Consider the following 21,472-nt stretch of genomic DNA (forward strand, 5'->3'; position numbering starts at 1 on the left):
CTTAAACTCGCTCTATTTCGTGGGTGCCGAACAGGCCATAGGGGCGGATCACCAGGATAATCGCCAGCACCAGGAAGGTTGCCGGCATCCGGTATTCACCGCCCAGATAGGCGCCAGCTACCGTCTCCAGCCAGCCGATGAACACGCCGGCCACCAGGGCGCCGAGAATACTGTCCAGACCGCCTACGATCACCACCACAAGAACACTCAGGCCAATGATCCCGAACTGCGGGCTGAGGCCCCCGGTGGCCGCCACCAGCACACCTGCCAGGGATGCCGCAAGAGAGCCAAACACCCACGCCATGTTGAACACCCGGCGCACATTGATGCCCATGGAATAGGCTGCCGCCTGATCCGAGGCGGTGGCTCGCAAGGCCACGCCACCGCGAGAGAACCTAAAGTACAGCAGGTAGACGATCAGCAGGGCGGAACCAATGAGAAAGCCGTAGGCAATTTTGGGCGCAAGATACAGCTCACCGATAAACACCGGCTCCCGGGGCAGGAAATTGGGCAGCAACTGCGGATCGGCGGTCCAGATGAACTCCACCAGGCCCACCAGGATGCTGGCAATCCCGATAGTCACCATCACCACCGAGATCGGCGACTCGCCCAGCATCGGACGGATCATGGTCTTTTCGATGACGCCACCCAGAATACTGCCGCCGATTACGGCCAGCGGCAGGGCAATCCAGGGTGACATTTCCATGCCACCGGCAAACGCCAGGAACAGGTAGGCCGCGAACATCATGATCTCGCCGATGGCGAAATTGATAACCCTCGTCGCTTTATAGATAATCACAAAGCCCAGGGCGATGAGGGCGTAAAGGCCGCCCATGGCAAGGCCTGCCAGGCTGATTTCGCCGAAGAACAACCAATCCATCAGGCGGCCTCCCCCTCGGCATTGAGCTTTTTGCGAAGGCTCTCGATATCACTATTGCCCAGGTAAGCCTTGATAACCTCGGGGTTGTTCTGAACGTCCGCAGGCAGGCCTTCGGTGATGACCTGACCAAAGTTGAGCACCGCGATATGGTCTGAAATATCCATGACCATGCCCATGTCGTGTTCCACCATCAGCACGGTAACCCCCCACTCTTCCCGAATATCGAGAATAAAGCGGGCCATGTCTTCCTTTTCCTCACGGTTCATACCCGCCACCGGCTCATCCAGCATCAGGACTTTCGGCTGCATGGCCAGCGCCCGGGCGAGCTCGACCCGCTTCTGAAGGCCGTAGGAAAGGCTCGCAACCGGCTGGCGGCGGATGTGGTCTATCTCGAGGAAATCGATGATGCGCTCTTCCACATCCTTACGGACGGCCATTTCCTCACGCCGGGCCGGGCCGAAATAGGCCAGCGCACTGAGCAGTCCGCTCTTCATGTGCACGTGGGCGCCCAGCTTGATATTGTCCAGGACGGTCATACCCCGGAACAGGGCAATGTTCTGGAAGGTTCGGGCAAGGCCCAATGCTGCCCGTTTCGGCGGCTTGATGCTGCCCGGCAGCGTCTGCCCCTGATAGCGGATGGTGCCCTGCTGGGGTTTGTAGAAGCCGGAAATGCAGTTGAACAGCGATGTTTTGCCGGCGCCGTTCGGGCCGATAATGGTTGTTACCGTGTTTTCAGGCACCCGGAAACTCACGTCCTGCAGCGCCTTAACACCACCAAACGACAGAGACAGGTTACTGATTTCAAGGATGCTCACACTACCTCCCGGCACCCCTGGCGCCGGGTACACAGGCACGTGAACATGCCCTGCCGATACCCATCTCACGCCCGAAGATGATTGTAATTTTTGTTTTTTTCTTACGGTCGAGGTTAGCCCCGATCCAGATTTAAAGTAGTCCATTCAGGCAACATTAGGCAAACCGCTCTATCCTGATACCCGAAAGACAACCATCATCATTACGCAGGTTTCTGATCTTCAGACCTGCCGAATCGAGAGGGCGATTCATCATGACAGACACACTGGTAACCACGGCTTTTGATGCCGGAACAGGGGTAGCCAGGTTGACCTTTAATCGCCCCGAGGCCCTGAACGCCATCAATGTGGCCCTCGCAGAAGCCTTTCTTGCGGCAGTCGAGGAAATCAATAGTCATTCCGGCGTTCGGTGTATTGTCCTGACAGGCGCAGGGCGAGCGTTCATGGCCGGTGGTGACGTGTCCAGCATGGCTGGAACGTCTGAGCAGGCAGGCAAAGCGATAGGCGCGATCCTGGATGCCGTCAATCCCGCCATCCTTCTACTTCGCAGCATGGAGGCACCGGTTATCGCTGCGGTCAGGGGCGTGGCCGCCGGCGCAGGGCTCAGTCTCACGCTGATGGCCGATCTGGTGATCGCCGAGGAAGACGCGAAATTTCTGGTCGCCTACAACGGTATTGGCGCGGTTCCGGATTGCGGCGGCAGCTGGGCCCTGGCCCACAAGTTGGGCGCTGGTCGGGCGGCGGAGCTGATGTTGCTGGGACGCACCTTGAATGCCGGCGAAGCAAAAGACTGGGGTATGGTCAACGAGGTCGTCCCGGCCAGCGAATTCGAGAGCCGGGTGAACCGGATGATCGAAAAAGTCGCCAAGGGACCAACCCGGGCCTTCGGTGCCTTTCGCCAGCTGATCGATAGGGCCAATGGAGACCAACTCGCCGACCACCTCGAAGCAGAGCGCGCGGCCTTCCTTGAAATGACCCGAACCGAGGATTTTGCCGAAGGCGTGTCGGCGTTTCTGTCCAAGCGTACCGCAGCATTTCGTGGGCAATAAACGCTTGGCAGGCTTCTGCGTTTTGCGTTCAACGGCGAAAAGGTCGTAATCTCCACGCTCTGATCCCTCTCAAACCACAGGTCTGAACCGATTGCGAGCCGCCATGAATCCGACCATAGAACTTCTGAAATCCCATCGTTCGATACGCAAATTTACCGGCAAGAAAATTCCCGAGGACCTGCTCCGGGAGCTGATCCGTGCTGGCCAGTGCGCCGCCACCTCGAACCATGTGCAGGCATACTCAATCATTCACGTGATTGATCCGGATAACCGCCGGAAAATCGCCGAACTTGCGGGCGGACAGGACTACATCGCCGATTGCTCGGACTTTCTGGTGTTCTGTGCCGACATGCGGCGCTCTACCGATGCCGCCGGACGGGCCGGGGCAGACGTGGTGCGCGGGATGACTGAGCAGCTTCTGGTTGCCACCATCGACACCAGCCTGATGGCCCAGAACGTGGCCATTGCAGCAGAATCCGAGGGGCTTGGACTGTGCTATATCGGTGGCATACGCAACAACCCGGCGGAGATCAGCGAGATACTTCGGCTGCCGGAGCATGTGTACCCGGTATTCGGCATGTGCCTCGGCTATCCGGATCAGACCCCCGAGGTAAAGCCCCGCCTGCCGGTGGAGGCGATTCTCAAGGAAGACTACTACTCCGATGCCCGTGACGAGGAGATGGTCGCCGGGTTCGATCGCACCATGAACGAATATTATCGGCAACGCACCGGTGGCAACAAGGACACCACCTGGTCCGAGCAGCTCAAGCCGCTGTTCACCTCGAAACTGCGGCCGCACATGCGCGACTTCCTGCGCAAATGCGGCTTCGAGATGAAATAACCGCTAGGTAGTTGCTCGCGGCCTCGTGACCCGATCCACCAGATACACGAGGCCGTGATAGTCGATACCGCTGTGCCGGCTGAGCCCGATTTCGCAGGTTCGGCTGGTGGATATTCCTTCCTCGCAGCCGGCCGTCTGCTCTGCCAGAGTTTTCAGAGAATGGGCATTCAGCTCGGGCACGTTAAAGCCCTTGTCGCCGGCAAAGCCACAGCAGTGGATACCCTCGGGCACTACCACCTGGGTGCTGCACCGCCTGGCGATATCGATCAGTCCCTGCGACTCCCCCAGGTGCTGGGTGCTGCAGGTGACGTGCACCGCCAGCGGGGTCTGCTCCGGCTCGAAGTCCAGACGCTCGTAGAGATGATCCCGAATGAACCGGACAGGATCAAACAGCGTCAGGCCGGCCTCTTCGGCGGCTTCGCGGATCTGCAGTGTGCAGGGACTGGTGTCGCAATAGATCGGATCCACACCATTGCGGCTGGCCCTCAACAGCGCCGAAATCAGCTCATCTTTCTTCGTCGCCGCCTGGTCCGGATAGCCCTTGGAGGCAAATGGCTGGCCACAACACAGGCTGTCCAGGGCCTCCGGATACACCACCTGGTAACCGCCCTTCTCCAGCAGCCGCCGGGTCACCTCGATCAGCGGCTCCTGCGCCTTATCGCCCCGCGCCGGGCCCATGGTCCGGGACACACAGGCCGCCAGATAAACCACCCGGGGCCGGCCATCGGACGGTTCCGGCGCTTTCGGTGAAACAAACCGCACCGGCTGGGGCAGACTCGGATCCCACTGGGCTACCCGACCACCAGACACCTTGCGAACGCCGCCACTGAGTCGGGTCAGCAGTGGCGCACCCAGCAGTCTTTCGGCCATTGATGCGCTGGCCAGCACAAAACGGGTGGCTTTCAAGGCGCCGGCAAAATGCTTTGCCAACTGATTGGCCACGGATTGACCGGTGGCCTTTTCACTACGCAGCTTGCGCACCAGATCGCCGGTATTGATACCCACCGGGCAGCGCTGGGCGCAGAGACCGGTCGCGGCACAGGTATCCAGGCCATGGTACTGATACGCTTTTTCCAGCTCGGCAGTATCTTCACCGGCACGACGGCGGGCCTGGATGTCCCGCCAGATCACGATGCGCTGACGAGGCGACAGGGTCAGCCCTTCAGACGGACACACCGGCTCACAGAAGCCACATTCGATGCACTTGTCCACCAGCGGATCGGCCTCAGGAAGAGGCTTCAGATTTTTGAGATGGATCTGCGGATCTTCCGAGAGCACCACATCCGGGTTGAGCAGGTTCTCCGGGTCCAGCAGCCGCTTTATCTGCCACATCAACTGCCAGGCATCATGCCCCCATTCCAGTTCCACGAAGGGCGCCATGTTGCGACCGGTGCCATGTTCCGCTTTCAGAGAACCGCCGAATTCCACGGCAACGAGTTGCGCCACATCCTGCATAAAGGCTTCGTAGCGAGCGACTTCCGAGGGGTCGTCGAAGCCCTGGGGGAACACGAAGTGCAGGTTGCCCTCCAGGGCGTGGCCAAAGATGATCGCGTCGTCATAACCATGCTTGACGAACAGCGACTGGAGGCGGGTGACCCCCTCGGATAGCTGATCAATCGGGAAGGTCACATCCTCGATGATCACGGTGGTGCCGTTCGGTCTGACTGCCCCCACGGCAGGGAAGGTACCCTTACGAATGGCCCACAGCTGGTCAGACACTTTAGCGTCGCGGGTAAAGTCCACCTGCTGCTCCAGCGGAAACTCAGCGAGGGCCTGCCTGATTCGGGTCAGCTGTTCATCCAGAATCTCCGGGGATGACGCCCGGGTCTCCACAAGCAACGCGCAGGCGCTTTCCGACAGATCATGAATCCAGTCCGGCAGGCCCGGCTTGTCCTGCACCGAACGAAGGCTGCGTCGATCAAGCAGTTCCACCGCCGCTACCGGTTGTGAGCGCAGCGCCGACGCTGCCCGGCAGCAGCTCTCCGCATCCCGGGACACCAACAGGGCCGTGGCTTTGTCAGGATATTCGGGAACGGTGTTGTAGGTTACTGCGCTCACGAAACCCAGCGTACCCTCGGAACCCACCATCAGGTGGGTCAGGATGTCGAGTGGGCAGGTAAAATCCACCAGGGCGTTCAGGGACAGGCCGGTGGTGTTTTTCAGGCGGTATTTATGACGAATACGCTCCGCCAGCTCCGGATTCTCCCGGGTATTGATAGCCAGCTTTTTCAGGGCCGCCAACAGATCACCGTGGCTGTCGCGAAACGCCGAAACGCTTGCCGGATCCTCGGTATCCAGCACTGCCCCGTCGGCCAGCACCAGCCGCATACCGGCCAGCGTGTGGTAGCTGTTCTGGGCGGTGCCACAGCACATACCGCTGGCATTGTTCGCAACAATGCCACCAATCTTGCAGGCGTTGATGGACGCCGGATCCGGTCCGATCTTGAAGCCCTTGGGTGCTAACCAGGCATTCGCCTGAGCGCCAATCACACCCGGTTGCAGACGAATCTGACGTCCTTCTTCCCGGATGTCGTGGCCGTTCCACTGATCGCCCAGAACGATCAGGATCGAATCACTGATCGCCTGTCCGGAAAGGCTGGTACCGGCGGCCCGGAAGGTCACCGGCACCTTGTGGCGGCGGGCGATGGCCAGAAGATCAACAACCTCTGCTTCATCCTGAACCCGCACCACCACCTTTGGGATCAGGCGGTAGAAACTGGCGTCGGTTCCGAACGCAAGGGTGGACACCGGATCGTTAAATACCCGGTTTTCGGGAATCCGTTGCCGGATATCGGCCAATACTTCCGGGGTAAAAGTCATGCGTCCTCCAGAACCAGCACAATGAGCTCACGGGGGCCGTGGGCGCCATAGGCCAGCACCTGTTCGATGTCCGCGGTCTTGGACGGGCCAGACACCAGCAGAACATTTGTTGGCAGCCCGGCCGCCCAGTCCTGAGCCACCATCATGTCATACAGATTGTCGTGAATCTCGCTGGCCTTGAGCAGGGCTATGTGTACCGGCGGCACCAGGCTCATCAGCCGCGGTTCATGACGATCCGGCCAGAGCACGAGCGTGCCAGTGGCGGCAATACCGCCAAGGGTGCCGGTCAGGCTCGCCTCCACGCTCCAGAACAGCTCTTTTTTCCAGGTTTCCACCGGCTGATCGTAGGCCAATAATTCGACCGTCTGCTCCGTGGCCTTGAAGTAAGCCTGCAGCGCCCGGCCATGTTCTCTCGACGGGGCACACAACAGGTTGCTGAGGTTGCGTTTGTTCAGAAGTTCGGCCACCAATTCCGGCCAGTTGTCAGACCGGCACTGATGCACTTCAGTGTGGACCGCTTCCATCAGGCTACGCAACCGGTCGATCCGGTCTTCCGGCGCGTACCGCCAGGGGGCCGTAACCAGCCGCTCATCAAATTCGTCGGGGCGGGGCGTGGTGCCGGCGAGGCTGTTTCTCAATTTGCCAAGGATGTTCGCGCGGGCGCTCATGATGGCCGACCTCCGTTCTGTTCAAGGTGCCGGGCCGCCAGATCATGCAGGGAGCGGCGGGCCGGCACCGGCGCACTGTGATTCTCGGTCCAGGGGCCGGCTTTTTTCGGGGCCAGCACCCGGAATCGGGTCGCTGCCCAGAGAAAACTGCGATACAGCGCCGGCCGGGTATTCAGCATCTGCCAACCACGCCAGATCCACCGTTCCGTCCGGGAATATTTGGCGCCGCCACCTTTCACCTGCTGCGGTTGCTCCGGGTTTTTCACGTTCTCCTGACGTAGGCGCTGCAGAAGTTCAGGAATGGGAATCTTGACCGGACAGACCTCGCCGCAGGCTCCGCACAGAGAGGAAGCACTGGGATGGTCCGGCACCTTGTCCAGTCCAGCCATGTGCGGCGTGATGATCTTGCCAATGGGGCCTGGGTAGACCTCACCGTAGGTGTGGCCGCCCACCCGGGTATACACCGGGCAGTGATTCATGCAGGCGCCGCAGCGGATGCAGTTCAGGGTCTGGCGCATCTGGGCATCGGCAAAAGCGCCGGTGCGGCCGTTATCCAGCAGCACCAGGTGCACCTCTTCCGGACCATCCAGCTCGTCGGGCTTGCGGGGGCCGGAGATCAGGTTCACGTAGGTGGTAATGGGCTGACCGAGGGCCGAGCGCGTCAGCAGGGACACCAGGGGCACCACGTCCCTCAGGTTCGGCACCACTTTTTCAATGCCTGTTACCGCAATGTGCACGGGCGGCGCCGTCGTGCTCATGCGCCCGTTGCCTTCGTTTTCCACCAGCAGCAAGGTGCCGGTTTCGGCGATGGCGAAGTTCACTCCGGAAACACCCACATCCGCTTCCATGAATTTCCGGCGCAGGGTCCGGCGACCAATCTGGATCAGTTGGTTAACGTCTTCGGTCTCCGGCTCGCCCAGTTTGTCGTGGAACAGCTTGGACACCTGCCGCGCGTTCTTGTGGATCGCCGGCATGATGATGTGGGAGGGCTTTTCGTTGTCGAGCTGAACAATGTATTCCCCCATGTCGGATTCCAGGCATTCGACGCCCCGCTCCGCCAGGTAGTCGTTCATCTCCATTTCTTCGCTGACCATGGACTTGCCTTTCACCACCTGGCTGCCCTTGCGCACTTCGATGATGCCATGCACCAGGCTGTTGGCTTCCTCGACGGTCTCCGCCCAGTGAACCTTGACGCCGTTCTCCGTCAGCTTCTGTTCAAGCTGCTCAAGCAAATCCGGCAGACGGGAAAGGGCACCGGCCTTGATCCGGTTGCCCAGTTCCCTCAGGCCTTCACGCTCGTCGGCATCCGGAAAGGCGTTGGCCCGCTTGGTCATCAGCGAGTCCATGGCCACACGGAAATTGTTCCGCAGCTGACCGTCCGCAAGGGCTTCTTCGGCGCGGCCCCGGAAGTCCGGGGTCAGCTCGGTAACCGGAATACGCTGACTCATGCCACCTCCCCTGCGTTGGCGCCGTTGGTACGCTCCCAGAGGAAACTGGCCAGGTGCCGGCCCCGGAAGCTCTCTTTCTGTTTCTCCAGAGACCCGTTGATGTTCATCAGACAGCCGCCGTCGGCGGTCACCATTTCAACCGCGCCGGAGTCAATCAACGAACGGGTCTTGTCTTTAACCATGGCCCCTGAAACTTCCGGCATTCGCACCGAGAAGGTGCCGCCAAACCCACAGCATTCGCTTTCATGGTCGTGATCGATACGTTCGACACCTTCAAGCTGCTGCAAGAGCTCGCGGGCGTGCAGGTGGGTGTTCATTTCCCGGCGGGCCGAACAGGAGGTGTGCAGTGCAATCTTGCTGGGCGCGCCCCGGTCCGCCAGCTGCACCCGGCAGACTTTCAGCAGGAACTCGGTCAGCTCGAAGGTGCGCTCGGCGAGCGCTTCTACCCGCGTGAGCGTGTCCGGCTCATCGGCAAACAACGCCGGGTAATGGTGCCGGAACATCCCGGCACAGGAGCCGGACGGCACCACGACCGGCAAACCCGATCGATCGAGGATATCCAGCTGGGCGCGGGCCACTGCCTTGGCCTCATCCCGATATCCGGAAGTCCAGGCGGGCTGCCCGCAACAGCTCTGCGCCTGGGGGAAATGCACGCGAACACCTTCCCGCTCCAGCAGGCGAATGGCATCCAGCCCGGCCTCAGGAAAGAACAGATCCACCACGCAGGTACCGAACAGAGTGACCGCTTCCGGCTTCTCCGGGTAATGCCGGTCGGCTTCCCGCTCGGGCGATACCCGGGTGGCATTGGGAGCGGCATCGTAAAACAGCTGACTCATTGATTGCGCCTCAAGACAGTCTCAGACAGACAAACTGAAAATTGGTAATACCAATTGACATACAATAATAACCAAGGTATTCGAGACCGCTTGCTGATGTCAAAGTTTTCCGCAGCAGACTTCAGTCTAACCATCGCAGATACACCGGGGCTTGGCCTAAATCGCGCCCTGTGGTATTGGTATTACCAATAAATTCTTGGACAGGAAATTCGTTCTTATGGACGTCGGACAGATCGCCCCACGCAGACTCGCGGACACCATCGTGGAACAGCTGGAAACCATGATTCTGGAAGGCACCCTGCAACCGGGCGAGCGGCTGCCCCCGGAACGGGTATTGTCGGAGCAGTTCGGCGTGTCCCGCCCTTCCCTGCGGGAGGCCATTCAGCGGCTGACCGCCAAAGGCCTGCTGATCAGCCGCCAGGGCGGAGGGAACTATGTCACTGAGTCCCTCGGCGGCAGTTTCAGCGATCCGCTGATTCCTCTGCTTGAAAACCGGCCAGACGCACAAAGGGATCTACTGGAATTTCGCCGCACACTGGAGGCGGACTGCGCCTATTACGCAGCCTTGCGAGCGACAGAGGTCGACAGGGCTCACCTGAAAACCGCTTACGAGGCACTGCAAGCCTGCTATGGCAGCGACAGGAACCGGGACCTGGAAGCCGAAGGGGCAGCCGATGCCCGGTTCCACCTGGCGATTGCCGAGGCGAGCCATAACGTGATTCTCCTGCACACCATTCGAAACCTGTTCAACATGCTCAAAAGCAACGTGGTTACCAACATCGGCGGCATGTATCGAAGAGAGGCGGAGACCCGGCAGGGTCTGGTGGAACAGCACCGGATGCTGTACGAAGCCATCACTGAAGGCAGGGCCGAGGAAGCCCGGGAACTGGCCGGCAAGCACATCCAGTACGTTCAGCAAGTACTCTCAGAACGCAGTGAGAGCCACCGCCGACTGGAGCGCTCCCTGCGGAGGGACAAGCTCGCCCGATCCTGAGCGCATGCGATGAGGGCCTCAGAGCAGCCGATTGATCTCCTTCCACAACCGGCGGTAGGCGTCGGCGGCCACCGAGCCGGGCGCCAGCAGTTCCACCGGCGTGCCCTCCTCACCCATCTTTTCCACCACACTGGCGTTAGGGATGATCGTTTTCAGGCCCTTGGGCAGAATCTCATCCTGGGCATTGATCAGTTCCCGGTGCAGGCCCTTCCGGCGGTCGGCCATGGAATAGAACGGGTGCAGCTTCGATGGCTTCAGCTTCTTGTCCCTGGCGAATTCCTGCAGCTGTTTCCAGCTGTTAAGTGACAGCCAGGTGGGAATCACCGGCACGAACACCTCGTCGGCCGCCTTCAGCACCTGCTCGGAAAGCCGGGACAGCGACGGCGGGCAATCCAGTACCACGAGACTGGTTTCTTCAGACAGCGGCGCCAGCCACTGTTTGATCAGGTTGCTGCCATCCTCCTGATCCAGCTTTACATCCAGGTTGCGGAAACTGGTGTGAGACGGGATGAAGTCGAGGTTTTCGTATTCACTCTGATGGATAAAGTCGGCGATGGGCGTCTTGCCTTTGAGCAAGTGCGAGAGCTTGTGCCCTTTCACCTCATCAGCCCCCGCCAGATACCAGCTGGAGGCGCCCTGGGGGTCAAGATCCCAGAGCAGTGTGGGATAGCCGGCCTGGCTGGCCAGATAGGCGATATTCACGGCGGCGGCGGTTTTGCCAACACCGCCCTTCAGACTGTAAAACGCAATGGTCCTCATCCTGTCAGATCCCTTAATCCAGGCATAAAAAAACCGGGGAAGTCCCCGGTTAAAGCATTCACACGATGCACAACACAATGCATGTCGTCCTGATGAGTTCTCAGGCTATGCTTTTCCGGTGACAGTTTGATGACAGCCTTCAGGCCATCCTCAAAATTCCCGCATCCTTACTGGCTTACTTTCTCCCAGACGGTCAGCTCGGAGAAGCTGTGCTGGAACTTGTTTCTCGTTTCCCTGATGACAAACGGCAGGCTCCAGGGTTCAAACAACAGCCGGAAATGGGGCGCCAGCATCTCCTTGAGGCCGTCGAATGTCGAGAAATCCTCTCCGTTCTTCTTGAACCCGCCAACCCAGTGTTCCTTCGGCGTGTACTCTTCCAGCCAGGTATAGGGTGAGGCAATCACCAGAAGCCCGAGTTCGTTAATCCGCTCATGGATGGTCTCCAGAAACAGCGATGGCTGGTACAACCGGTCGATCAGGTTGCCTGCGAGTACCAGATCATACCCGGTGAACTGCGATGGCAGATCGCAGGCGTCGCCCTGATGAAAAGACACGCGCTCAGCGGCCTCCTCCAGCCCGAGGGACGCAAGAGACTGGTCCTGAAAGGTTACCAGCTCCCCCTCCTCCGGGCGCGCATAACGCACCCTTCTGTCACTGGCGACTTCCTGGCATTTGTTGACGAACGCCCTGGAAAAATCAATGCCGTCCACGTGCCGGAAATGGCGGGCCAACTCAAGGCTGGTGCGGCCCACGGCACAACCAATATCCAGCGCACGATCCAGGGGCCTGCCATCCATCGCATGCATGGCGGCATCCGCCAGCGCCTTGGGGAAGTTGGCCTCTCCGTGCCACCGCTCGCCAAAGTGAAATTCCAGGTATTGGGCGAGTGTGGTGTCGTTTTCATAGTACTCGGCTTGCTGCAAGAGAATTCTCCTACCCTGAATGGTTCAACGGTTTCATCTAGCGTAACAGGAAGTTGCCAATACCCTGATCAATAACCGTCTGTTCCGAGCGATCCTTGAGAGGTACACCGGAAACCTCCTGACGGCGAGCCTCCCTGAGCAAATACCCTAGCCGCCGGCTCGCCTCTTCGAACGACAACCCCGCCGGGCGGATATTGGATATGCAGTTTCGGCTGGCGTCAGTCAGACCGGGCTCCGGTGCCCAGGTCAGGTACAGCCCGAGGCTGTCCGGAGAACTCAGGCCGGGGCGCTCACCAATCAGCACCACAACACATCGGGCGTTAAGCCGGTGACCGACATCATCACCAATCGCAACCCGTCCCTGAGAGACAACGGTCAGGGGCGCCAGTTCCCAGGTCTGATCATCGGCCTCAAGATTCGCCAGCAGCGCCTCGAGAAACCCCACGGCGTTTTCCTGTACGCCATAGGAGGACAAGCCGTCTGCTACCACGAGGGCCAGATCGACGGGTGAATCACCGGTGTGGCCCAGGCCGTCCAGCGCCTCACAGGATTTCTGGCTAAGCCTGCGTCCGAGATCCGGGCGTTGCAGGTAGGTTATCCGGTCGCCGGCCTGACTTTGCAGATGAACCGGCTCATGGGCCAATAACGCTTTTCTCCGCTCGGTCAGTTCGGCCAGGTCCTTCATCAACGCCGAGGTATCCAGTGGCAGATGAACCGCATCCCTTGCCTGGGCATGGGCGAGCTGAAACGCCAGCATCTCCTGCGTGGGCAGGCTGATGCCGGCCCGGCCAAGACCAATCCGGGCATCGGTCCAGGCCGAGAGCCGGCGCCAGGGGTTGGCGATTACTGATGGCTTGCGGCCAGTCATGATCCGCTCCCTCCGGGCAAACTGGCTAGGCTTTTCCGGAAGGCTTCTGGTAACACGTCTGCGGGCACCTTGCCCTCACCATCCTGGAAAATCTGCATGCGGGTGAGCCACTGTTCGAATTCCGGCGCCGGCCTTTTGTCGAGCACCCGGCGAACGTAAAGGGCATCGTGAAACGAGGTGGTCTGATAGTTCAGCATGATGTCGTCAGAGCCGGGTATGCCCATGATGAAGTTACAGCCGGCCACGCCCAACAGGGTCAGCAGGTTGTCCATATCGTTCTGGTCGGCCTCGGCATGGTTGGTGTAGCAGATATCACACCCCATGGGCAGACCCAGCAACTTGCCACAAAAATGGTCCTCCAACCCAGCCCGGGTAATCTCTTTGCCATCAAACAGGTATTCCGGCCCGATAAACCCGACCACCGTATTCACCAGAAGCGGCTCGAATTTGCGGGCCACCGCGTAAGCCCGGGCTTCGCAGGTCTGCTGATCCACGCCGTGATGGGCATCGGCCGACAGCGAGCTGCCCTGGCCGGTCTCGAAATACATCACGTTATTACCCACCGTGCCGCGATTGAGCGACAGCGCCGCGGCCCGGGCCTCGGCCAGGGTGGCCAGATCAAATCCGAAACTCCTGTTCGTGGCTTCGGTGCCACCAATGGACTGGAATACCAGGTCCACCGGAGCCCTGTTCTCGATGGCTTCCAGGGTATTGGTTACATGGGTCAGTACGCAGGACTGGGTGGGAATCTCGTACTTGCGGATCACCTCATCCATCAACTGCAGCAGCCGGACACTCTGGGCCACGTTGTCCGTGGCCGGGTTGATCCCTATTACCGCATCGCCGCTGCCATACAGCAACCCGTCCAGGATGCTGGCGGCAATGCCTGTTATGTCATCCGTGGGATGATTGGGCTGCAGCCGCGTCGACATCCGTCCCGGCAGGCCAACGGTGCTTCGGAAAGCGGTTTGCACCCGGCATTTCTGCGCGACCAGGATCAGGTCCTGGTTGCGCATGATCTTGCATACAGCCGCCGCCATCTCCGGAGTTATCCCGGCGCGGATGCGCACCAGCATCTCGGGCGTGGCCAGATCGCTCAGCAACCAGTTCCGGAAGTCGCCCACGGTCAGGTGGGAAACCGGCTCAAAGGCCCCGACATCGTGATCGTCGAGAATCAACCGGGTAACCTCATCCTGCTCGTAGGGAACGAGGGCTTCAGTAAGAAAGGTCTTCAGGGGCAACTCGGCCAGAGCCATCTGGGCCACCACCCTTTCCTCTGCGGTATGGGCGATGACGCCGGCCAGCCGGTCACCGGAGCGCGCGGGCGTTGCCTTCGCCATTAACTCTGCCAGCGTTGCAAACTGCCAGCGCCGGTTTCCCAAACTGTACCGATACATTGCCCTCTCCCTGAGGTTCAAACTCCTACTATCTTAGGTGAATATCACCCGGGCAGATCAATAGCACGGTTAGTTTTCGGTGGGCGAGCCTGTTCTGAGCAATCCCGTGAGCCAGTCCGTCAGCTCGGGATAAGCGTCGAGATCGAGCACGAATTCCTGCCCCCTGGCAGCACAAGACAGATAGCACCAGGGCGGTTTCAGGCTCCACCGGTCAGGCCTTGTGTGATAGCTCAGAGGAGGCCGTTTATCGCCGGGATAAAACCCGGCGGGCAGGCGCCACCGCGTGGGCAGACGGCTCTGGGGGTCGGTCAGGACCAGCTCCTCGCGAAGCTTTGGAAACACGCCACTGCCGGACCAAACCTCTGCGCCACCTGCCAATCGAAACGACAGTGAGGACGTGTAGAGCGTATTGCCGGGATCCGGCTCACCGTGGAGGTGCGGATGATACCGGGCCCACGGCATGGCATCCGAAGCCATTTCGTCAACAGTATGAACCCGGTCAATATGAAGCCACCCCCAGAGGGCATGGAACGGCCGGGTTCCGGGCACAAAGCGCCAGCGCCGGTTATGCAGTTCGGCGTGGCGGAAAACGCCGAAGAACAGAAAAAGATCTCCCGGCTCAACGCCCTGATTGCGAAGGTGCCCCTGGGCTGATCCAGTCTGACCCAGCAGAGGTCGCCAGCCTTCTCCACGGGGGTAGGCACCCGCTATCAGATCCGGATCCAGGTGGGCGCCGTGACTGCCCCGGATTCGGCCACCTGTGAGATCCCGGGCAATCTTGCCGAGCCTGCGTTTGTCGAAAACCACGTCGTCATAGCGGATTCGGGACCGGGTATCAGGAATAGGCAAAACGCACAGGGAACCATCCGGCAGGACCGGGCTGGGACAACCGCCGGCAGAAGAATCAAACCCTTTTCGGCTGAGGATCAATCGCATGGCATTACTCGAAAAGCATGAAGGCTGAACGGGCGGTAAATGCTATCTTAGACAAAACAAAAATGCGCGAATGTCACTGACCGGAACCGCCAACACCATGAGAATTGTCTGCATCTCCGACACCCACAGCATGCACCGCCAGATCCAGGTTCCGGACGGCGACCTGTTGATTCACGCCGGCGATTCCCTCGGGGTTGGCACACTGGACGAACTCGAGGATCTGGACCAGTGGTTCTCGGAGCTGCCCCATACCAACAAGATACTTATTGCCGGAAACCACGACTGGTGTTTCCAGGACGAACCGGCAGAAGCCCGGGAACTGGTGCGCCACGCCCATTATTTGCAGGACAGCCCGTTGGAGCTTGCCGGCCTGAAGTTCTGGGGCAGCCCGTGGACGCCAGTGTTCTTCAACTGGGCATTCAATCTGGAACGGGGCGATGCCATTGCCGAGCGCTGGGCCCGCATCCCCGGAGACACCGATGTCCTGATCACCCATGGGCCTCCCGCGGGTATTCTCGACAGAATCGAGTCTCCCTCTGGCATCGTGCGCCCTGGCTGCGAGGCCCTGGCCGAGCGGATCGCCAGACTGTCCCTGAAACTCCATATCTTTGGCCATATTCACGAAGGCCATGGCGAAGAACAGCTGGGCGATTGCCTGTGCGTTAACGCCAGCACCTGCAACGGCAGTTTCAAACCGTTGAATCCGCCGATTGTGATCGATCTTTAGCGCCGAGCTCGGTTTATCTTGAAACAGGCGCCCGCAGACACCATGTTTGCTACCTCGCGATTACCACTTTTGCACCGGGAGCTCCATGCCTGACTGTCCTGATTACTCGCTGCTCGAACTGGCTTCCGTCCGCGAGGGCGATTCGGTAGGTACCACGCTTGCCAACAGTGTGGCCTATGCACAACGGGCCGAGAAACTCGGCTTCAAGCGCTTCTGGCTGGCCGAGCATCACAACATGGAAGGCATCAGCAGCTCCGCGACGTCTGTCCTGATCGGACATATCGCGGGCAAAACGGAGTCTATTCGGGTCGGTTCCGGTGGTGTCATGCTGCCCAACCACCCGCCACTGGTCATTGCCGAGCAATTCGGAACACTGGAGAGTCTGTACCCGGGGCGGATTGATCTCGGACTGGGCCGCGCGCCGGGCACTGACCCGGTGACCGCACGGGCCCTGAGGCGCGACGGTCTGGGTGCTGAACAGTTTCCTGAGGATGTCGCCCGGCTTCAGTCCCTGCTTGGCCCCCTGCAGCCAGGACAGCCCGTGAAGGCCATTCCAGGCGCGGGCACCAATGTGCCGCTCTGGCTGCTGGGATCAAGCCTTTACAGCGCCCAGCTGGCCGCCATGCGCGGCCTGCCCTATGCCTTCGCCGGACATTTCGCACCCCGGCTCTACAGGGAAGCGCTCAGAGTCTACCGTGACAACTTCCAGCCCTCGGAAACGCTTGAACAACCTTATGCCATGCTTGCCCTGCCAGCCGTTCCGGCAGATTCCATTCAGGAGGCAGAGTTTCTGGCTACCACCAGCTATCAGCGCATTCTCGCCCTCTTCCGCGGACAACCGCTGTGGATGAAACCGCCCGTAAACAGCATGGACGGGCTCTGGAACGCGGGCGAGAAAGCCAGCGTGAAGGATTTTCTGGGTCTGCAACTGCTGGGCGATGCCGAAACGATCGGGAGACAGCTCCGGCAGACTCTCTCGGGCATTGAGGTCGAGGAGCTGATGTTCACGGTGGATATCTACGACCCCGAGAGGCGCCGGCATGCGCTCGACATCCTGGCGCAAACCAGAAATGCCGGGCTGGCATTGTCCTAAAGCACAGATTCCACCGCGTCAATCAGCTCCGGATCCTGGGGGCGCACCCGGCTCGGAAAGGAGTCGACGACCGTGCCGGAACGGTCAATCACATACTTGGTGAAGTTCCAGCGCGGGGGTTGGCTCTGCTCGTTGATGGCCCGGAACACCGGGTTGGCCTCGGCCCCGGTCACCGCTCCCGGAGCGATCATGGTGAAGGTCACTCCGAAGTTCTTGAAACAGACGGTGGCCGCCTCGGCTTCGGAATCTGCCTCCTGCCGGAAATCGTCGCTGGCGAAGCCGACCACAACCAGCCCTTTCCCCGAATACTGTTTGTGCAGGGCCTCAAGCCCCTCGAACTGCCCTGTATACCCACAGCGGCTTGCGGTATTGACCACCAGCATGGGTTTGCCAGCCGCGAGATCACACAGATTTACCGTGTCTGTTGAGTGAAGCTTGCGTTGTTCATGATCCAGAAACGCCGGACAACTGTCCGCCAATGCTACCTGCGCTCCTGATAGACCGAGAATCAAAGCGGTGATTATCAGACCTCGTTTTACCTGTTTCATGGATCCGGATTCCCTGTTCAACTAAGTTTCATTTATACGCCGCAACCGGACCGATGGCTCAGCCAGCACGGTGGACAAAGCAGGCCCTGCTGCTCATCATTCAGGTGATTCAAGCGTTCAGCACCGGAGCAACATTCATCATGACAGACACCCCGATCCACGTCTTCCTTTCCCACGGCCTGGAGAGCGGCCCTGGCAGCACCAAGATCCAGGCCATGAAAGCCGAGTCCGAAACCTTTCCGGGTATTCAGGCCCACGCGATTGATCACAGCAGCACCCGGGAACCAGCGACACGGCTGGCCCAGATGCGCGAGGCAATGGCTGAATACAATGCCAAACCGGAACACACCATCCTTGCCGGTTCGAGCATGGGTGGCTGGGTCTGCGCCCAGACATCATCGGAAACGCCTGTTCTGGGATGCTTCATGCTGGCGCCAGCCCTGGCGCTGGCCCGGTATCCCCAATCCAGCCCGCTGATTCGGGCGGACTACCGTCAGATCATTCATGGTTGGGATGACGACGTGGTGCCGGTAGCGCCCGTGCTTGATCTGGCTCGTGATCAGGGCCTTCCGATGCTGGTTCTGCCGGATGGGCACCGACTGGAAAACAGTCTTGATCGGGTCGTCAGCGAATTCCGTGAATTCCTTAAAACCTGCCTTTCAGATATGAATCGACCGTGAATTCATGGACTTGCGAAACCGACAAAAACTCCGTTGCTAAAATGATTGTTTTGGCCATTTTCTTGCGAAAACCGCTTTGTTTTGCCAGTCTTTATTAATGTAACAATACATTACGGTAAAAACACGAACGGAGAAAACCCGATGAGCAGCATGAGTAAATTCAAGAAACTGGCCGGAATTTCAGCGTTCGCGTTCGCTGCGATGACCATGGCGAACTCTGTAAACGCCGCTAACTGGCGCTATGCGCACGAAGAGTACGAAGGCGACGTTCAGGACGTATTCGCATACAAGTTCAAGGAATACATTGAGGACAACTCTGACCACACCCTGCAGGTATACCGTTTCGGCGAGCTGGGTGAGTCTGATGACATCATGGAGCAAACCCAGGCAGGCATCCTGAACTTTGTTAACCAGTCACCCGGCTTTACAGGCTCCCTGATTCCGGAAGCACAGATCTTCTTTATTCCTTACCTGATGCCGACCGACATGGATACGGTGATCGAATTCTTCCGAACCAGTAAAGCCATCAACGAAGACTTCCCGGAGCTTTACGCAGAGAAGGGACTGGAGCTTCTCAAGATGTATCCGGAAGGGGAAATGGTTGTAACGGTTGATGAGCCGGTCACCCAGCCCGAGGACTTCAACAACAAGAAGATCCGGGTCATGACCAACCCGCTGTTGTCAGAAACCTACTCTGCCTTCGGCGCGACACCGACCCCGCTGCCCTGGGGTGAAGTCTATGGTGCGCTGCAGACAAACATGATCCAGGGGCAGGAAAACCCGATCTTCTGGATCGAGTCCGGCGGTCTTTATGAAGTGTCCCCGAACCTGGTCTTCACCAAGCACGGCTGGTTCACCACTGCCATGATGGCCAACCAGGATTTCTATAATGGCCTGTCTGACGCCGACAAGAAACTGGTTCAGGACGCTGCAGACTTCGCCTTTGAAGAAATCATTGTGCACATCGACGGTCTGGCGGATGAAGCCCTGGCCAAGATCCAGAAAGCCAGCGATGAAGTCACCGTCACCCGTCTGACCGACGAACAGATCGAAGCCTTCAAGGCCCGTTCGCCCCAGGTGGAAGAGAAGTTCATCGAAATGACTGGCGACAGTGGCAAAGAACTGCTGAACCAGTTCAAAGCAGACCTGGAAGCAGTTCAGAACAACTAAGACTAGTGGAACCACTCCCGCCGGCTCCGGCCGGCGGGCAGCTTTGCTAACCCCGCCCCGCCGGGGATCCCCTACCGGCAGGGAGCGACATGCTCTGGAGCAGACCCCATGTCCGAGAATTCCCCGGATCTTGAAGACGACACCGGCACCTACGAGTCCGGCCTGCCCGGTTTTCTGGGGACGATTGATGAAATCATTGCCAAGACTGAAGCCTTCATGCTGGCGGTCGGCGTCATCCTCATGGCAATCAACACCTGCGTGAACGTTATTGCGCGGTATGTGTTCGGCGAAGGCCTGTTTTTTTCAGGTGAAATCAATCGGATACTGATCATCCTTATTACCTTTGCAGGCATCGGCTATGCAGCCCGCCACGGTCGGCACATCCGGATGTCTGCCATCTACGATGCGTTGCCCGTCAAGGGACGAAAGGTTTTGATGATTTGCATTTCCCTTTTTACCTCGGTGGTGATGTTCTTCCTTTGTTACCACTCCTATGGCTACATCGAAACCCTCTACAGCCGTGGCCGGATTCTGCCCGCCCTGGGCTTTGAGATCTGGTGGATTTACATCTGGGTGCCTATCGGTTTTGCAATCACAGGTATTCAGTACCTCCTTACTGCCATCAAGAACTTCACCAGCAAGGATGTGTATCTATCCACTGGCGTGGTCGATGGTTACGCGGATACAGAATCGGAAGTATGACCCCTGCAGCTGACGTAAAGGAAGGATAAGAAATCATGGCAACTATAATGATGTTGATCATGATCGGGTTGCTGCTGCTGGGCTTCCCGATGATGGTTCCCCTGATCACAGGTGCGGTGGTCGGCTTCGTAATGATGTTCGATGGCTTCGGCCAGATGGGTACCTTCGTCCAGCAGATGATGGGCGGTATCCGGCCCGCCTCGCTGATTGCGGTCCCAATGTTCATTCTGGCGGCGGATATCATGACGCGCGGTCAATCCGCTGACCGGCTGATCAATATGGTCATGGCGTTCATCGGCCACGTAAAAGGCGGTCTGGCCATCAGTACCGCTACGTCCTGTACCCTGTTCGGTGCCGTGTCTGGTTCTACCCAGGCCACAGTGGTAGCCGTTGGCTCACCTCTGCGGCCAAAGCTGCTCAAGGCCGGCTATTCCGATTCGTTTTCTCTGGCACTGATCATTAACGCCAGTGACATTGCCTTTTTGATACCCCCGAGCATCGGTTTCATTATCTACGGGGTAATCTCCGAGACTTCCATTGCGGAACTGTTCATTGCGGGCATCGGCCCAGGCATTATGATTCTGCTCATGTTCTCCATCTATTGCCTGATTTATGCCCACGTCAACAAGCTTCCCACTGAAGAGAAGTCCACCTGGAAACAACGCGGCGTGGCCATGCGCGAGGCCCTATGGCCTCTGTTCTTCCCGGTCATTATCGTCGGTGGGATCTACGGAGGCATCTTCAGCCCGACCGAAGCCGCCGCCGTCTGCGTGCTATACGCTTTCCTGCTTGAGTTCGTGGTGTTCCGGTCACTCAAACTTGCTGACATCTACCGTATCGCAAAGTCTACGGGGCTGATCACGGCGGTCGTGTTTATTCTCGTCGCTGTGGGCACCGGCTTCTCCTGGATTATTTCCTTTGCCCAGATTCCACAGGCGATTCTGGATTCAGTCGGGATCAGCGACATGGGTCCGGTTGGTGTAATGATCACTATCTGTGTCGCCTTCTTCATTGCCTGCATGTTCGTGGATCCGATTGTGGTGATTCTGGTGCTGACGCCCATCTTTGCGCCAGCCATCGCGGCCTCAGGCATCGACCCGGTGCTGGTCGGTGTGCTGATCACCTTGCAGGTAGCCATCGGCTCGGCAACGCCACCGTTCGGCTGTGACATTTTCACGGCCATCGCGATATTTAAGCGCCCCTATCTGGAGGTGATTCGCGGCACGCCGCCGTTCGTCTTCATGCTGATAGCTGCTGCCGGGCTCTTGATTGCGTTCCCGCAAATTGCGTTGTTCCTGCGCGACCTGGCCTTCAGGTGATC

Annotated in this window: 21 protein-coding genes; 9 read left to right on the forward strand and 12 right to left on the reverse strand. The window is 59.1% G+C overall.

Going from position 1 to position 21,472, the window contains the following annotated elements; translation table 11 throughout:
* Position 1 precedes the first annotated feature (1 nt).
* Both CFB02_RS13175 and CFB02_RS13180 read right to left on the reverse strand, forming a co-directional pair.
* A complete protein-coding gene (locus CFB02_RS13175) occupies positions 2 to 880 on the reverse strand; it encodes a branched-chain amino acid ABC transporter permease (protein ID WP_014579204.1) in 879 nt (292 codons plus the stop codon).
* Complete coding sequence (locus tag CFB02_RS13180; protein ID WP_014579203.1) at positions 880 to 1,695, reverse strand: ABC transporter ATP-binding protein; 816 nt, start codon at positions 1,693 to 1,695, stop codon at positions 880 to 882. The genes CFB02_RS13175 and CFB02_RS13180 overlap by 1 nt, the downstream gene beginning before the upstream one ends.
* Before the next feature lie 251 nt (positions 1,696 to 1,946).
* Between CFB02_RS13180 and CFB02_RS13185 the strand changes: the two genes are divergently transcribed.
* Positions 1,947 to 2,741 carry an enoyl-CoA hydratase/isomerase family protein gene (locus CFB02_RS13185; protein WP_088558342.1) on the forward strand — a complete coding sequence of 265 codons (795 nt, stop codon included), beginning with the start codon at positions 1,947 to 1,949 and terminating at the stop codon, positions 2,739 to 2,741.
* A 103-nt stretch (positions 2,742 to 2,844) separates the two neighbouring features.
* Positions 2,845 to 3,582 (forward strand): oxygen-insensitive NADPH nitroreductase, encoded by a 738-nt coding sequence (nfsA, locus tag CFB02_RS13190; RefSeq protein ID WP_088558343.1) that lies wholly within the window; start codon positions 2,845 to 2,847, stop codon positions 3,580 to 3,582.
* Positions 3,583 to 3,585: 3 nt separating this feature from the next.
* Here the strand turns inward: nfsA and CFB02_RS13195 are convergent, their stop codons facing one another.
* From CFB02_RS13195 to CFB02_RS13210, 4 genes are read right to left on the reverse strand one after another with little or no spacing between them, the layout of a single operon-like run.
* Positions 3,586 to 6,402, reverse strand: coding sequence for an FAD-binding and (Fe-S)-binding domain-containing protein (locus tag CFB02_RS13195; protein WP_088558344.1), 2,817 nt, complete (start codon positions 6,400 to 6,402; stop codon positions 3,586 to 3,588).
* Entirely contained in the window at positions 6,399 to 7,070 is a 672-nt protein-coding gene (locus CFB02_RS13200) for a LutC/YkgG family protein (protein WP_088558345.1), read from the reverse strand. The genes CFB02_RS13195 and CFB02_RS13200 overlap by 4 nt, the downstream gene beginning before the upstream one ends.
* The gene (locus tag CFB02_RS13205; protein ID WP_088558346.1) at positions 7,067 to 8,518 is read right to left on the reverse strand and encodes a LutB/LldF family L-lactate oxidation iron-sulfur protein; all 1,452 of its coding nucleotides are present in this window, start codon (positions 8,516 to 8,518) and stop codon (positions 7,067 to 7,069) included. Before CFB02_RS13205 ends, CFB02_RS13200 begins: the two co-directional genes overlap by 4 nt.
* Positions 8,515 to 9,354: a (Fe-S)-binding protein gene (locus tag CFB02_RS13210; RefSeq protein ID WP_088558347.1), complete on the reverse strand. Its 840-nt coding sequence runs from the start codon at positions 9,352 to 9,354 to the stop codon at positions 8,515 to 8,517. The genes CFB02_RS13205 and CFB02_RS13210 overlap by 4 nt, the downstream gene beginning before the upstream one ends.
* A gap of 217 nt (positions 9,355 to 9,571) precedes the next feature.
* On the opposite strand from CFB02_RS13210, the gene CFB02_RS13215 reads away from it, so the two are divergent.
* The gene (locus CFB02_RS13215; RefSeq protein ID WP_062783049.1) at positions 9,572 to 10,348 is read left to right on the forward strand and encodes a GntR family transcriptional regulator; all 777 of its coding nucleotides are present in this window, start codon (positions 9,572 to 9,574) and stop codon (positions 10,346 to 10,348) included.
* 18 nt (positions 10,349 to 10,366) lie between these two features.
* On the opposite strand, the gene CFB02_RS13220 is transcribed toward CFB02_RS13215, so the two are convergent.
* The 5 genes from CFB02_RS13220 to CFB02_RS13240 form a co-directional block, all read right to left on the reverse strand.
* Positions 10,367 to 11,107: a ParA family protein gene (locus CFB02_RS13220; RefSeq protein ID WP_008177229.1), complete on the reverse strand. Its 741-nt coding sequence runs from the start codon at positions 11,105 to 11,107 to the stop codon at positions 10,367 to 10,369.
* Between the two features lie 167 nt (positions 11,108 to 11,274).
* The gene (locus CFB02_RS13225; RefSeq protein ID WP_062783055.1) at positions 11,275 to 12,030 is read right to left on the reverse strand and encodes a putative 4-mercaptohistidine N1-methyltransferase; all 756 of its coding nucleotides are present in this window, start codon (positions 12,028 to 12,030) and stop codon (positions 11,275 to 11,277) included.
* 37 nt (positions 12,031 to 12,067) lie between these two features.
* Positions 12,068 to 12,898, reverse strand: a complete 831-nt coding sequence (gene eutC, locus CFB02_RS13230; protein WP_088558348.1) for an ethanolamine ammonia-lyase subunit EutC — start codon at positions 12,896 to 12,898, stop codon at positions 12,068 to 12,070.
* Positions 12,895 to 14,295, reverse strand: coding sequence for an ethanolamine ammonia-lyase subunit EutB (locus CFB02_RS13235; protein ID WP_088558349.1), 1,401 nt, complete (start codon positions 14,293 to 14,295; stop codon positions 12,895 to 12,897). The genes eutC and CFB02_RS13235 overlap by 4 nt, the downstream gene beginning before the upstream one ends.
* Before the next feature lie 69 nt (positions 14,296 to 14,364).
* Entirely contained in the window at positions 14,365 to 15,231 is an 867-nt protein-coding gene (locus CFB02_RS13240) for a hypothetical protein (RefSeq protein WP_088558350.1), read from the reverse strand.
* Between the two features lie 70 nt (positions 15,232 to 15,301).
* Between CFB02_RS13240 and CFB02_RS13245 the strand changes: the two genes are divergently transcribed.
* Both CFB02_RS13245 and CFB02_RS13250 read left to right on the forward strand, forming a co-directional pair.
* Positions 15,302 to 15,958 (forward strand): metallophosphatase domain-containing protein, encoded by a 657-nt coding sequence (locus CFB02_RS13245; protein ID WP_088558351.1) that lies wholly within the window; start codon positions 15,302 to 15,304, stop codon positions 15,956 to 15,958.
* Between the two features lie 85 nt (positions 15,959 to 16,043).
* Positions 16,044 to 17,051 carry an LLM class flavin-dependent oxidoreductase gene (locus tag CFB02_RS13250; protein WP_088558352.1) on the forward strand — a complete coding sequence of 336 codons (1,008 nt, stop codon included), beginning with the start codon at positions 16,044 to 16,046 and terminating at the stop codon, positions 17,049 to 17,051.
* Here CFB02_RS13250 and CFB02_RS13255 read toward each other — a convergent pair.
* Positions 17,048 to 17,599 carry a glutathione peroxidase gene (locus CFB02_RS13255; RefSeq protein ID WP_088558353.1) on the reverse strand — a complete coding sequence of 184 codons (552 nt, stop codon included), beginning with the start codon at positions 17,597 to 17,599 and terminating at the stop codon, positions 17,048 to 17,050. The genes CFB02_RS13250 and CFB02_RS13255 overlap by 4 nt on opposite strands.
* A gap of 140 nt (positions 17,600 to 17,739) precedes the next feature.
* On the opposite strand from CFB02_RS13255, the gene CFB02_RS13260 reads away from it, so the two are divergent.
* From CFB02_RS13260 to CFB02_RS13275, 4 genes are all read left to right on the forward strand, one after another.
* Positions 17,740 to 18,279 (forward strand): YqiA/YcfP family alpha/beta fold hydrolase, encoded by a 540-nt coding sequence (locus CFB02_RS13260; RefSeq protein ID WP_227519214.1) that lies wholly within the window; start codon positions 17,740 to 17,742, stop codon positions 18,277 to 18,279.
* A 141-nt stretch (positions 18,280 to 18,420) separates the two neighbouring features.
* Complete coding sequence (gene dctP / locus CFB02_RS13265) at positions 18,421 to 19,449, forward strand: TRAP transporter substrate-binding protein DctP (RefSeq protein ID WP_088558355.1); 1,029 nt, start codon at positions 18,421 to 18,423, stop codon at positions 19,447 to 19,449.
* A gap of 108 nt (positions 19,450 to 19,557) precedes the next feature.
* Entirely contained in the window at positions 19,558 to 20,151 is a 594-nt protein-coding gene (locus CFB02_RS13270) for a TRAP transporter small permease (protein ID WP_088558356.1), read from the forward strand.
* Positions 20,152 to 20,186: 35 nt separating this feature from the next.
* A complete protein-coding gene (locus tag CFB02_RS13275) occupies positions 20,187 to 21,470 on the forward strand; it encodes a TRAP transporter large permease (protein WP_088558357.1) in 1,284 nt (427 codons plus the stop codon).
* Positions 21,471 to 21,472: the final 2 nt, after the last annotated feature.

This window comes from Marinobacter sp. es.042 (assembly GCF_900188315.1).
In the GTDB taxonomy this organism is placed as follows: domain Bacteria; phylum Pseudomonadota; class Gammaproteobacteria; order Pseudomonadales; family Oleiphilaceae; genus Marinobacter.

Excerpts from the sequence above, each read along its gene's own strand:
- CFB02_RS13275 (WP_088558357.1), top strand. The coding sequence starts at position 20,187 with ATGGCAACTATAATGATGTTGATCATGATCGGGTTGCTGCTGCTGGGC.
- CFB02_RS13235 (WP_088558349.1), bottom strand. The coding sequence starts at position 14,295 with ATGTATCGGTACAGTTTGGGAAACCGGCGCTGGCAGTTTGCAACGCTG.
- CFB02_RS13255 (WP_088558353.1), bottom strand. The coding sequence starts at position 17,599 with ATGAAACAGGTAAAACGAGGTCTGATAATCACCGCTTTGATTCTCGGT.
- CFB02_RS13205 (WP_088558346.1), bottom strand. The coding sequence starts at position 8,518 with ATGAGTCAGCGTATTCCGGTTACCGAGCTGACCCCGGACTTCCGGGGC.
- eutC (WP_088558348.1), bottom strand. The coding sequence starts at position 12,898 with ATGACTGGCCGCAAGCCATCAGTAATCGCCAACCCCTGGCGCCGGCTC.
- CFB02_RS13200 (WP_088558345.1), bottom strand. The coding sequence starts at position 7,070 with ATGAGCGCCCGCGCGAACATCCTTGGCAAATTGAGAAACAGCCTCGCC.
- CFB02_RS13210 (WP_088558347.1), bottom strand. The coding sequence starts at position 9,354 with ATGAGTCAGCTGTTTTACGATGCCGCTCCCAATGCCACCCGGGTATCG.
- CFB02_RS13250 (WP_088558352.1), top strand. The coding sequence starts at position 16,044 with ATGCCTGACTGTCCTGATTACTCGCTGCTCGAACTGGCTTCCGTCCGC.
- CFB02_RS13240 (WP_088558350.1), bottom strand. The coding sequence starts at position 15,231 with ATGCGATTGATCCTCAGCCGAAAAGGGTTTGATTCTTCTGCCGGCGGT.
- CFB02_RS13175 (WP_014579204.1), bottom strand. The coding sequence starts at position 880 with ATGGATTGGTTGTTCTTCGGCGAAATCAGCCTGGCAGGCCTTGCCATG.
- dctP (WP_088558355.1), top strand. The coding sequence starts at position 18,421 with ATGAGCAGCATGAGTAAATTCAAGAAACTGGCCGGAATTTCAGCGTTC.
- CFB02_RS13270 (WP_088558356.1), top strand. The coding sequence starts at position 19,558 with ATGTCCGAGAATTCCCCGGATCTTGAAGACGACACCGGCACCTACGAG.
- nfsA (WP_088558343.1), top strand. The coding sequence starts at position 2,845 with ATGAATCCGACCATAGAACTTCTGAAATCCCATCGTTCGATACGCAAA.
- CFB02_RS13245 (WP_088558351.1), top strand. The coding sequence starts at position 15,302 with ATGTCACTGACCGGAACCGCCAACACCATGAGAATTGTCTGCATCTCC.
- CFB02_RS13215 (WP_062783049.1), top strand. The coding sequence starts at position 9,572 with ATGGACGTCGGACAGATCGCCCCACGCAGACTCGCGGACACCATCGTG.
- CFB02_RS13260 (WP_227519214.1), top strand. The coding sequence starts at position 17,740 with ATGACAGACACCCCGATCCACGTCTTCCTTTCCCACGGCCTGGAGAGC.
- CFB02_RS13220 (WP_008177229.1), bottom strand. The coding sequence starts at position 11,107 with ATGAGGACCATTGCGTTTTACAGTCTGAAGGGCGGTGTTGGCAAAACC.
- CFB02_RS13185 (WP_088558342.1), top strand. The coding sequence starts at position 1,947 with ATGACAGACACACTGGTAACCACGGCTTTTGATGCCGGAACAGGGGTA.
- CFB02_RS13195 (WP_088558344.1), bottom strand. The coding sequence starts at position 6,402 with ATGACTTTTACCCCGGAAGTATTGGCCGATATCCGGCAACGGATTCCC.